The sequence below is a fragment of the Streptomyces sp. WAC 04229 genome, from assembly GCF_003947455.1.
GTDB lineage: Bacteria > Actinomycetota > Actinomycetes > Streptomycetales > Streptomycetaceae > Streptomyces.
In genome coordinates, this window is sequence record NZ_QHJH01000002.1 from 1 (window position 1) to 11,730 (window position 11,730).

General features: G+C 71.1%; 10 protein-coding genes. 6 read left to right on the forward strand and 4 right to left on the reverse strand.

The window, feature by feature from the left end:
* Positions 1-369 precede the first annotated feature (369 nt).
* Together DMH12_RS00610 and DMH12_RS00615 are read left to right on the forward strand one after the other, a co-directional pair.
* Positions 370-1,872: a 4-hydroxyphenylacetate 3-hydroxylase family protein gene (locus DMH12_RS00610; protein WP_125489519.1), complete on the forward strand. Its 1,503-nt coding sequence runs from the start codon at positions 370-372 to the stop codon at positions 1,870-1,872.
* Between the two features lie 180 nt (positions 1,873-2,052).
* Positions 2,053-3,531: an amino acid adenylation domain-containing protein gene (locus tag DMH12_RS00615; RefSeq protein WP_125489520.1), complete on the forward strand. Its 1,479-nt coding sequence runs from the start codon at positions 2,053-2,055 to the stop codon at positions 3,529-3,531.
* 201 nt (positions 3,532-3,732) lie between these two features.
* Here DMH12_RS00615 and DMH12_RS00620 read toward each other — a convergent pair whose 3' ends face one another.
* From DMH12_RS00620 to rfbA, 3 genes are all read right to left on the reverse strand, one after another.
* Entirely contained in the window at positions 3,733-5,109 is a 1,377-nt protein-coding gene (locus DMH12_RS00620; RefSeq protein WP_125489521.1) for an NAD(P)/FAD-dependent oxidoreductase, read from the reverse strand.
* 112 nt (positions 5,110-5,221) lie between these two features.
* The gene (locus DMH12_RS00625) at positions 5,222-6,289 is read right to left on the reverse strand and encodes a carboxymuconolactone decarboxylase family protein (protein ID WP_125489522.1); all 1,068 of its coding nucleotides are present in this window, start codon (positions 6,287-6,289) and stop codon (positions 5,222-5,224) included.
* 10 nt (positions 6,290-6,299) lie between these two features.
* On the reverse strand, positions 6,300-7,187 hold the full coding sequence (gene rfbA / locus DMH12_RS00630) for a glucose-1-phosphate thymidylyltransferase RfbA (RefSeq protein ID WP_125489523.1): 888 nt from the start codon (positions 7,185-7,187) through the stop codon (positions 6,300-6,302).
* Positions 7,188-7,405: 218 nt separating this feature from the next.
* Between rfbA and DMH12_RS00635 the strand changes: the two genes are divergently transcribed.
* The gene (locus DMH12_RS00635) at positions 7,406-8,272 is read left to right on the forward strand and encodes a putative sugar O-methyltransferase (protein WP_125489524.1); all 867 of its coding nucleotides are present in this window, start codon (positions 7,406-7,408) and stop codon (positions 8,270-8,272) included.
* On the opposite strand, the gene DMH12_RS00640 is transcribed toward DMH12_RS00635, so the two are convergent.
* Positions 8,224-8,841, reverse strand: a complete 618-nt coding sequence (locus tag DMH12_RS00640) for a dTDP-4-dehydrorhamnose 3,5-epimerase (protein WP_312023889.1) — start codon at positions 8,839-8,841, stop codon at positions 8,224-8,226. The genes DMH12_RS00635 and DMH12_RS00640 overlap by 49 nt on opposite strands.
* Before the next feature lie 103 nt (positions 8,842-8,944).
* On the opposite strand from DMH12_RS00640, the gene rfbB reads away from it, so the two are divergent.
* The 3 genes from rfbB to DMH12_RS00655 all read left to right on the forward strand — a co-directional run bounded on the left by rfbB (position 8,945) and on the right by DMH12_RS00655 (position 11,636).
* Positions 8,945-9,925: a dTDP-glucose 4,6-dehydratase gene (rfbB, locus tag DMH12_RS00645; protein ID WP_125489525.1), complete on the forward strand. Its 981-nt coding sequence runs from the start codon at positions 8,945-8,947 to the stop codon at positions 9,923-9,925.
* Positions 9,926-10,034: 109 nt separating this feature from the next.
* A complete protein-coding gene (locus DMH12_RS00650; RefSeq protein ID WP_260473958.1) occupies positions 10,035-10,925 on the forward strand; it encodes a phytanoyl-CoA dioxygenase family protein in 891 nt (296 codons plus the stop codon).
* A 234-nt stretch (positions 10,926-11,159) separates the two neighbouring features.
* Positions 11,160-11,636 (forward strand): pyridoxamine 5'-phosphate oxidase family protein, encoded by a 477-nt coding sequence (locus tag DMH12_RS00655; RefSeq protein ID WP_260473962.1) that lies wholly within the window; start codon positions 11,160-11,162, stop codon positions 11,634-11,636.
* The last annotated feature ends 94 nt before the right edge of the window (positions 11,637-11,730 follow it).

The window sequence follows — 11,730 nt, forward strand, 5'->3', positions numbered from 1 at the left end:
CGCCGCACCCACCCCTCCAGCGCAGCCCGCTCCTCATCCGACAGGATCAGCTCGGCCTTCGGCCGCCCAGTACGCGCCATCAGGCAACCCTACACATCTGAACAGAATTCCTGACTCAGAAGACTAGCAGGACTTTCACGTCCAAGGCCTGTCCCGGGCTCAGCGTTTTCACCGCTGAGCACCCGAGGAGATGCCCGGGCACCGGAACCGGTGTGACGCTGACGGCATGACCGTCATCCCGCGCATGACCGAGTCGGGCACCACGCCGCCCTCCCTCCCTCGCCCCCTTCCCGCCCCGTCCGAGTTGTCCGAAGGGGCCCGGGCCGTCGCGTCCGGGCCCTTCGCACGCCGACGTGCCGGGGCAGCACAGTGACCCGGCCGCTGACCGGGGACGAATACGTCGAGAGCCTCCGCGACGACCGTGAGGTCTTCCTCAACGGCGAGCGGGTCAAGGACGTCACCACACACCCCGCCTTCCGCAACCCGGTGCGGATGACCGCCCGGCTCTACGACGCGCTGCACGATCCGGCGCAGCGCGACGTGCTGACCGCCCCCACCGACACCGGCTCGGGCGGCTTCACCCACCCCTTCTTCCGCACCCCGCGCACCGTCGACGACATGGTCGCCGACCAGCGGGCCATCGCGGCCTGGGCCCGGATGAGCTACGGCTGGATGGGCCGCAGCCCCGACTACAAGGCGTCGTTCCTCGGCACCCTCGGCGCCAACTCCGGCTTCTACGCGCCGTACAGCGGCAACGCCGAGCGCTGGTACCGGGAGTCGCAGGAGAAGGTGCTCTTCTGGAACCACGCCATCGTGCACCCGCCCGTGGACCGCAACCGCGCCCCCGACCAGGTCGCCGACGTGTACATCCGGGTCGAACGCGAGACGGACGCCGGGCTCGTCGTCAGCGGCGCCAAGGTGGTCGCCACCGGCTCGGCACTGAGCCACTACAACTTCATCGCCCACTTCGGCCTGCCGGTCCGCAAGAAGGAGTTCGCCCTGATCGCCACCGTGCCGATGGGCGCGGCCGGGGTGAAGCTGATCTGCCGCCCGTCGTACGGGGCGAACGCCGCCGCCGTCGGCACCCCGTTCGACTACCCGCTGTCGTCGCGGCTCGACGAGAACGACACCATCCTGGTCCTCGACCAGGTGCTGGTGCCCTGGGAAAACGTGTTCGTCTACGGAGACCTCGGCAAGGTCCAGATGTTCGCCGGCCAGTCCGGATTCTCCGAGCGCTTCACCTTCCACGGCTGCACCCGGCTCGCCGTCAAGCTCGAGTTCCTCGCCGGCCTCCTGGCCAAGGCCCTGGAACTCACCGGCACCAAGGACTTCCGCGGCGTGCAGAGCCGCCTCGGCGAGGTGCTCGCCTGGCGCAACCTGTTCTGGGGGCTCTCCGACGCGGCCGCCCGCAACCCGGTGGAGTGGAAGAACGGCGCACTGCTGCCCAACCCGCAGTACGGCATGGCGTACCGCTGGTTCATGCAGGTCGGCTATCCACGGGTCAAGGAGATCATCCAGCAGGACGTGGCAAGCGGGCTCATCTACGTGAACTCCAGCGCCGACGACTTCCGCAGCCCGGAGATACGGCCCTACCTCGACCGGTATCTGCGCGGCTCGGACGGCTCGGACGCCGAGCAGCGGGTCAAGGTGATGAAGCTGCTCTGGGATGCGACCGGCACCGAGTTCGGCGGTCGGCACGAGCTCTACGAGCGCAACTACGCCGGCAACCACGAGAGCACCCGGGTCGAACTGCTGCACGCACAGACCGCGACGGGCCTCCTCGACGGTTACAAGGCGTTCGCCGAACAGTGCCTGGCCGAGTACGACCTGGACGGCTGGACCGCCCCCGACCTGTGGGCACCGGAACGCTGAGAGCCCGCGGGGCGCCGGGGCGCGGACACCGGCTCTGAGAGCGTGCGGGCAAAAAAGACGGAAAGGCGGAAAGGGCGGAGGGGGAGGAAACGGTGCAACCCCTCCTCGTATCGTGCTCTCTTCGCCCCGTGGGCACGCTGAGAGGAGACCCGCGGCCCGCCGTGGCGACACGCTCACGGCATGACAGCCGATGCCGTACACCACCTCGTCCGGCAGCCCGGGCCCGAAGGCGCTGCCCTGCTCTGGGACTCCGAGGAGTTCACCACGGAAGACCTGCACGACCGGTCCGTCCGCATCGCCGCCGCGCTCGCCGGTCTCGCCGGCCGCCCGGTCGCGGTACGGGTGCCGCCCGGACCGGACCGCTACGCGGCGCTGCTCGGCGTGCTGCGCGCCGGGGCGCACGTCGTCTGGTTCGACACCGGGGCCGCCGGTGAGCGCGCCCGGATGATTTTGGACGACGTCCGCCCGGCCGCGGTGCTGACCGCGGGCCCCCCGGACGCCCTCGTCGCCTGGTACGCCGGGCACACCGGGACCGCACCCCTGGACGTGACGGAACTGCCCGCTGCGGCCGCGCCCGATCAAGAGGTCCGGCCCGACGACTGGGCGTACATCGCGCACACGTCCGGCTCCACCGGCCGCCCCAAGGGGGTGCCGCAGACGCACGCCGCGTTGGCCCAGTTCGGCCGCTGGTTCGCCGATGCCTTCGGCCTCGCCCCCGGCGTCCGGGTCGCCCAGTGGGTGCACCCCGAGCACGACCCGGCGATCTGCGAGACGTTCGCCGCTCTCTTCTCGGGGGCGACGCTGTGCCCCGTACCGCCGAAGATCCGCGCTCACCCGGCCCGGCTGCTCGACTGGCTCGCCGAGACGCAGGTCGACGTGCTCCAGACCGTCCCGAGCTTCGCGCGCGAGCTGGCCCGCGCGAGCGACGGGCGGCCGCAGCCGGTGCGGCGACTGGTCCTGATGGGCGAGGCGATCTCGCCGGACCTGGTCGGGGCGCTGCACGCCGGGTCCCCGGACATCGAGCTGTACAACCTCTACGGCCCCACCGAGACGATCGCCGCGACCTGGCACCGCATCCCGCGCGGCGCGGCCGGCCCGGTCCCCGTCGGCCGGGCCATTCCTGGCCGGGAGGTGCTGCTCCTCGACGACGCGGACCGCGAGGCGGACGAGGGCGAGATGGTGGTGCGCAGCCCGTACGTCACCCCGGGCTATCTGCGGGGCGGCCGCGAAGGTCCCGCGTTCCGTCCCGTCCCCGGGTGCGGCCCCGGCCCCTGGTACCGCACCGGCGACCGGGGGCGGAGACGGCCGGACGGACTCCTGGAGTTCCGCGGCCGGCACGACGCGCAGGTGAAGATCCAGGGCCACCGCATCGAACTCGCCGAGGTCGAGGCTGTCCTCGACGGGCACTCCTCGGTCGCCGAGTGCACCGTGCTGGCCGCCCGCAACGACGACGGCCTCGTCACCTCGCTCATGGCGTACGTGGTGTCGCGGGAGGAGGAGCCGCCGCAGCGCCAGTGGCGGGCGTCTGTGCGGCAGCGGTTCGGTGACGTGCGGCTGCCGATCAGGTTCCGGATCGTGCCGGGCGCGTTGCCGCGCACCGCGACCGGCAAGGTCGATGGTCGCCGGCTGACGGAGAGCCGGGGAGAGCCGGTGCTGTGACGACAGGTGCGCCGGGGAGGTCTTCCGGGCGGTTGGCCGCGCGGTGGTTCGCTCCGGCCGCCGAGGGGGTGGGTGGTGGCTGAGACGGTCCGCCACAAAGGGCCCGTCGTGCAGGGGAGGTTGCACGACGGGCCCTTTGTGGCGGACCGGCTGAGCTCAGCGCCTGCGTACGAACCCCGGGCGGGGCCCGCACGCGGGCTCTCAGCGCGTCCGGGCGAGAGCCGGCTGCCGCGGCGGGGCGGCGGCGGGCCGGGTGAAGGCGCCGCGCAGAACGCGCCACAGCACGGCTGGGCGCATCAGCGACTGCGGGGTGTCGACCATGCCGGCGGCCCGCAGGTACGCCGTGGTGACCTTCGGGTCCCGGGTCGCCGCCACCTGGACGAGCCGCAGGTAGCGCTGGACCATGCGCATCTTCAGGGAACGGTTGCCGGGGACGTCCGGGAAGTTCAGGTCGACCGTCGTGGTCATCTCCCAGGGCGCGTCGATGCAGTCGCGGGCCAGGTCGCGGAAGTACGTCGCCGGGTCGGGCTCACCGGCCGGGCGCAGGTGTCGGCGCAGCGTCAGCGCGGAGATCGCGGCCACGGTCATGCCCTGCGCGTACACCGGGTTGAAGCTGGTGACCGCGTCCCCGGTGACGACCAGGCCGGCCGGCAGCCGGGACATCCGCTCGTACCGGCGGCGCAGCGTGACCGGGTAGTGGAAGGGCACCGGATCGTCGACCGGGCGGGCCGTCTTCAGGGCGTCGGCGATGTCCGGGATCGCCAGCGACCGGACGAACTCGTAGAAGCCCTCCTGGTCGGTCGGAGGATGGTCGCCGAGCAGGCCGTACGTCGTCAGCTCGACCCGGCCGTGGTCGGTCTGCGTGAAGATCGCGCCACGCGGGGAGCCCGGGTACGCGACCGGGATGATGGCCAGGTCGCCGCGCCACGGGTCATCGTCCAGCTCGTAGTGCTGCGTGACGTACCCGAGGTTGATCTTGATGCGTTCCTCGGGGACCGTCCCGTAGCCGAACCGCTTCAGCATCGCCGGGGTCCGCGAGCCGCGGCCGGTGGCGTCGACGACCAGGTCGGCCTCGATGACGACCTCGCGCCGGTCGTCGTCCAGGTCGGCCAGCCGGGCCCCGGTGATCCGGGAGTGGTCCGGCGTGGCTTCGAGGCCGACGATGTCGTGGCGTTCGACGAACCGCACCCGGGGCAGCCGCTCCACGCGCTCCCGCAGGTGACGTTCCATCAGCGGGGCCGTGGCCGGTACCGCGATGTAGCCGATGTCCTCACGGACCAGCGGCTGCCCGTTGAAGAACCAGCGGCACGAGCCGGCGTAGTCGCCGGTCGGACAGCCGTCGGCGACGAGTCCGTCGACGAAGCCGGGGAACAGCTCCTCGGTGACCTGGAGGCCGCGGACGTGCATGGCGTTGATGTGCCGGCCCTGTGGGCGGCCGCGGCGCGGTCCCCGCTCGCCGACCAGTCGGTCACGGTCGACGATCAGGACCTCGTCGTACTGCTCGGTCAGGACGCGCGCGGCGAACAGGCCGGCGTAGCTGCCGCCGAGCACCAGCGCCCGGCGTGGCTTCTTGCCCATCAGTGGTCCACCCTTCCTCGTGACCGCTCGGCCCGTTGGCGGCGGCGTGGGGCGCAGGGCGTCGAGGACTACGGAACCTCGCTGGATCCGCCCATGCGGTGGAGCGTCGCAGTCAGGCGGACGGCCCCACATCTTTCCGCGTGCCTTCCTGCGGTACGAGCCGCCCGACCGTCCGGCGGGCTGCGGAGAACGCTGCCCAGGAGGTCAGTTCGATCAGCTGCGCGTCGTCCGCGCGGCATTCCGCGACAAGCTCGGGGGTGACGCGGTAGGACGCGACGGCGGTCGTCAGCGCCAGGCGCGCGGCCGGTCGGTCCTGCGCGGGCAGCGGTTGGACCGCCCCCTCCAGCCATCCGGGGAAGTCCACCGGCGGAGTACCGGAGTCCGGGTCGTCGAGCCGGGTTTCGACGAGTGCGCGCACCCCGGCCGGGACACTCCGCTCACCGGCGGCGGCGATGGCGGCGGCCCCCCGGTGCACGGCCTCGGCGATGTGCGGTACGGGTGCGGCCCAGCCGGTGTCCGCGGGCGGCGCCGCCGGGCACAGCAGGCCGAGCGACTCGCCCGGGGCGACCTGGACCCGGCCGAGCCGTCTCATGACCGAGGCCGCAGTGCGCCGCAGGACCCGTTCGGCGGGCTGCGGCACGGAGGGCAGCGGCGAGTCCCGGAGGAACACGTTGACCATGCGGTTGATGTAGTGGAAGGTCAGCGCGACCCCGGCGAATTCGGGCCGCTGTTCGGCCGGGAACGGCTCCGGCCCCCGGCCGGTCCGCGCCCAGCGGACCAGGGCGCGCAGCCCGGGGTCGGAGATCTCGTCGGTCCCGTCGGCCGCGATGCGGGCGGCGTCCGGTCCGGCCAGCAGTCCGGTAAGGGCGGCACCGTGCACGTCCACGCAGTAGGGGCAGCGGTTGGCCAGCGACACCGCCGCGGCCACCGCCTCCTTGTCGGCGCGGCCGGCCAGGCCCGGTACGAGCAGTGTCTCCCGCAGGATGCTCCAGCACGCCGCGAGCACGTCGGGTGCCGCGGCGTGCAGGGCGAGCGGCGGGGCGAGCATCCCGAAGTCGGCCTCGACCTGGCGGTAGACACGCGCCACGGGTTCGGCGGCGGCCCCCGGTGGTATCGGCCGGACGAACCGGAGGTGTGCGGGCACGACGCGCCGGGTCGCCGTCCTGAGCAGTCTTCCCATGGCGGGCCTCCTAAGCGAAGGTGTGGGCGGCGAAGGTGTGGGCGATCTCGGTGAGGTAGCGGCCGTAGTCCGACTGCCACATGCGGGCGCCGAGTTCGTAGCAGGTCTCGGCGTCGATGTAGCCCATGCGCAGCGCGATCTCCTCCAGGCAGGCCACCCGCACCCCCTGACGTTCCTGGATCACCTGCACGTACTGGCTGGCGGCGGTCAGGGTGTCGTGCGTCCCGCAGTCCATCCAGGTGTAGCCGCGGCTGAGCGGTACGAGTCTGGCCCGGCCCTGCCGCAGGTACTCCTGGTTGACGTCGGTGATCTCCAGCTCGCCGCGCTCCGAGGGCCGCAGCCCGGCGGCGATGCCGACGACGTCGTCGTCGTAGAGGTAGAGGCCCGTGATGGCCTGGTCGGAGCGCGGGCTGCGGGGTTTCTCGCAGATCGACAGCAGCCGGCCGGTGTCGTCGGTCTCGGCGATGCCGTACCGCCCGGGATCCGCGACGGAGTAGCCGAACAGCGTGCAGCCGTCGACCGCACGGGTCTCCCGCTGCAGCACGTTGTAGAAACCCGCGCCGTGGAAGAGGTTGTCGCCGAGGACCAGCGCGGACCGGTCGTGCCCGATGTGGTCGGCGCCGATCAGGAATGCCTCGGCGATGCCGCGCGGCTCCTTCTGCTCGGCGTAGCTGATGTTCAGGCCGAGCCGGGACCCGTCACCGAGCAGGTCCTGGATGCGCGGGACCACGTCGGGGTTCGAGATGATCAGGATGTCCCGGACACCGGCCAGCATCAGCACCGAGACCGGGTAGTACAGCATCGGCTTGTCGTGGACGGCCAGCAGCTGCTTGGACGTCGCCAGCGTCAGCGGGTAGAGCCGTGTGCCGCTGCCGCCGGCGAGAACGATTCCCTTCACCTTCCGCTCCGTTCGTCGAGTCGGATCTGGCGGAGACGCAGGCTCCGAGTATGTGGCGGGCGACCCGCGGCCGGATCTCCTGGAATGCGGTCTGCACATGCCCCGCGAGGTGGCCCGGCGGTGCGCATTCTCAAAGGCGTGACCCGCCGGGGAACGGCGTGATACTCCACTGCGCCGGGCCGCCCAGGCCCATCACCCTCATCGAGGAGGCTTCGACGATGATCGTCGAGCAGGACACCGAGACACTGCGGGGATTCCGGGCCGATGACGCCAACTTCAGGCTGACACTGTGGGATCCGCGGACCAACGGGGTGCGCTACCTGAAGACGCTGCTGTACAGCGCCGCCGGCCGGCTGAGCCCGCTGGAACGGGAGCAGCTGCGCCGCATCAGCCCCCGTGACGTCGGCGGCCCGATCACCGTCCGGCACGGCGGCGAAGAGATCGACATGGACTACCTGCGGGCGGTGCAGGAGGTCGGCTACCTCGCCGAGCAGGTCCGGCTGGACGGTGCGCGGATCGTCGAGATCGGCGCCGGGTACGGCCGTACGGGCCATGCGCTGATGACCGCCCACGACGTCGCGGAGTACCACATCGTCGAGCAGGAGGAGTCGCTGCCGCTGGCCCGCGCCTACCTGCGCACGGTGCTCGGCCCCGAACAGTTCGCCAAGGTGTCGTTCCACTCGGCCACGGACGCCGCGGACACCTTCCCGTACGACGTCGACCTGGCCGTCAACATCGACTCGTTCGCCTGCATGCCGCCGGACGCGGTACGCGGCTACCTCCGGCTCGTCGACGAGCGGTGCCGGGCGTTCTACGTCAACGGGCCGGTCGGCAAGTTCCTCGACAAGGAGCTGGACAACCACGCGCGGGGCGCCGACGAGGTGGCCACCGCGCTGAGCAACGGACTGCTGACCGAGGTCATCGACATCTTCGACAGCGAGGCCGTGCACGAGCAGTCCCGCCGGTTCGTGTCCGTCTACGCCCCGGGCGACCGCTGGGAGTGCGCCGCCGAGGCCGCCACACCGGTGTGGAGCTACTACTGGCAGGCGCTGTACCGCTCCTCCAAGCGGCGGCACGCCGCGTAGTCGGGCAGCAGACCGGCGTCCAGCGCCTCGTCGAGACTGGGCGCCGCCTGGTCGCGCGGCGACAGAACGGGTTCGATGTCGCCGGGGATCGGCAGCGCGAGCCGCGGGTCGAAGGGATCGAGCGCCAGCTCGTTCTCGGGCCGGTACTCCAGCGACAGGAGGTAGTTCATCACCGTGTGGTCCTCGAGGGCGACGAACAGGTGGCCCACCCCGAGCGGGAAGTACAGGGCCGGGCTGTCCTCCCGGCCGAGCTCCACGACGTCGTAACTCCCGAACGTCGGCGAGCCGACCCGCAGGTCGACCACGAAGTCCAGGGCGCGGCCGTGCGCACAGTAGACGTACTTGGCGGTGCCCGGCGGGGTCGCGGTGTAGTGCAGGCCCCGCACCGCACCGCGGCGCGAGACGCTGAAGTTGACCTGGGCCACCGGGAAGAGCGGATGTGCGGCCGCGGGCGTGAACGCCGACGACCGCAACGGCGTACGGAAGACACCGCGCTCGTCGGGGAACGACGGCACGGCGAAGGCCAGGGCACCGCCCACCAGCCGGGTGGGCGTGGTCTCGTCAGTCACCGCACCAGGGTTACCGAGGCACGCGCGGCAGGGCCACTCGCCGATTGCGGGCCGTGGCACGCTGGGAGATGCCCGCGCGGCGACCGGCGGCGACGATCAGGACATGGATCGGATTCTGGTCACCGGCGGGGCAGGTTTCATCGGCTCGCAGTACGTCCGCGCGCTGCTCACGGACGGCAGCCCGCCCGCGACGGTCACCGTGCTCGACAAGCTGACCTACGCGGGCCGCTTCGACAACCTCGCCCCCGTCGCGCAACACCCCTCGTTCCGCTTCGTGCGGGGCGATGTCTGCGACGTCCCTCTGGTCGACACCCTGGTGGCCGAACACGAGCAGATCGTGCACTTCGCGGCGGAGTCGCACGTGGACCGGGCGATCGCCGACGGCACTGCCTTCGCCCGGACCAACGTGCTCGGCACCCAGACCCTCCTGGAGGCCACCGCCCGCCGCCACGGCGATGCCGCCGTGTTCGTGCACGTCTCGACCGACGAGGTGTACGGCTCGGTGCCCACCGGCAGCAGCAGCGAGCGGGATCTCCTCGACCCGAGCTCGCCGTACTCGGCGACCAAGGCGGCGAGCGACCTGCTCGCCCTCGCCTACCACCGCACCCACGGCGTGGACGTGCGGGTCACCCGGTGCGCCAACAACTACGGCCCCTACCAGCACCCGGAGAAGTTCATCGCACGGTGCATCACGAATCTGCTCGACGGCGGGGACGTACCGCTGTACGGCGACGGGCTGAACGTGCGGGACTGGCTGCACGTGGCCGACCACGCCCGGGCGCTCGACCTGGTGCGCACCAAGGGCGCGGCCGGCGAGATCTACAACATCGGCGACGGCACCGAGCTGCCCAACCGGGAGATCGCCGAGCGGCTGGTCGCGCTCTGCGGCCGGGGCCGCATCCGCCGGGTCGCGGACCGCCCCGGTCACGACCGGCGCTACTCGGTGGACTGCTCGAAGATCGCCGGCCTGCTGGGGTTCGTGCCCCGGCACGACTTCGACACGGGCCTCGAGCAGACCGTGCGCTGGTACGCCGACCACCGCGCGTGGTGGGCGCCGCCGACCTCCGGGAAATCCGTCGGCTGAGCGTGCGCGGCTCCGCAATCAGAGAGATGACCCCGGGTGGCGCGCCGACCACTATGGGATTTCGCCCCGAAGTCCGGGGAATTGCGGAGCCGGATGCCGATGAGAGCGCATGGACCGGCCCCTTTCCGGCGCGCTTGCGACGACCGGCCGTCGAACAATCGGGACAGAAGACAACCATTCGGAGGTGTCGCCAGCCATGGCACTGGCCACGCAGGACATTGATATCGCTCAGGTCGAATACCGGACTGCCGGATATCATCGCCACACCGAGTCGCTCAGCGCCGATGAAACAGGCAGAATCCGCGACAGCATCGACCGGATCAGCCGTCAGACCCGTCCCGAGGTGGTGTTCGAGAAGGACACCGAGGTCGTGCGGGCGGTCCACGGCTGCCATCTCTTCGACGAGACGAGCGCGCGGCTGGTGCGGCACCCGCTGCTCCTCGGCCTGGCCGAGTCGATCATCGGCGAGCCGGTCTACGTCTACCAGTTCAAGGTCAACCTGAAGCAGCCCTTCGAGGGCGCGGCCTGGCCGTGGCACCAGGACTACACGTTCTGGCGGAACGAGGACGGCATGACCGACGACCGTGCGGTCAACATCGCCGTCCTCCTCGACGACACCCACGAGGGCAACGGCCCGCTGCAGGTCCTGCCGGGAACCCATGAGCTGGGGCTGGTCGAGACGGCCGGCCGAGCGGGGCGTTCGGGCGACTGGCGCCAACACGTCGCGGCGGACCTCGAGTACACGGTCCCCGACGACGTCGCGGAGCGGCTGCGGGAGGAGTACGGCAAGGAGCTGATCGTCGGCCCGGCCGGCTCGGTCTTCGCCTTCCACCCCAGCATCGTGCACGCCTCGTCGTCGAACCGTTCCCCGGACCGCCGGGCGATGCTGCTGATCACCTACAACGCGGTGAGCAACGCCCCCCATTCGTCGCCGCGCCCGGAATTCCTGGTCAGCAAGGACACGACACCGGTGACCGCATTCGCCGGCACCACTCTTTGAGAGGCCATGCCTGAACTCCCGTCGACTGACATGCTGTCAGGCGACGGGAGTTCAGGCATGGCCTCTGCTCTTGCGTGTCAGTGAACGGGGAAGACTCCGCCCGTCGGGCCCGGAGAACGACCGGCGAATACCGGGGAATGTCCGGACCCCCGGGAAGGAACCTCCCCGGAAAGGAAACCTCCGCGGAAGCAACGGCTTTGACGGCGTCTCAGCTGTATGGTCTACGCCATGGACATGGAGAAACTGAGAGCGGAGGGCCGGGCCCTCATCGACAGAAACAGTTTCATGACCCTGGGAACCGCGAACGCCGACGGCGAACCCTGGGCGTCCCCGGTCTACTACGTGGCCGACGGATACGCGACGTTCTACTGGATCTCGTCCCCCGAGGCGACCCAGGTCCGCAACATCGCGGCACGGCCCCAGGTCGGCATCGTGGTGTTCAACTCGCAGCAGGTGCCGGGCTCGGACGAAGCGGTGTACATGTCCGCCACGGCATGCGAGCTGACCGGGGACGAACTGGACCGGGGCCTGGAGATCTACCTGGACAAGGCACCGTTCAGCCGGGGCCCCGAGGTCTTCCGGCCCCCCGGCCGGTACCGGGCGTACCGGGCCACGGTGACCGAACACTCCATGCTCTGCCCGCATGCGTCCAGCGAGCCCTGCCCCGAGCACGGCCGTGTCTCCGACCACCGCATGGCAGTGTCCCTCTGACCCCGAACCTCTGACCCCGAACCTCTGAAGCCGAATCTCTGACGCCGACTCTCTGATTCCGAACCTCTGACGTCGCGCCCTCAACACCGCGGTC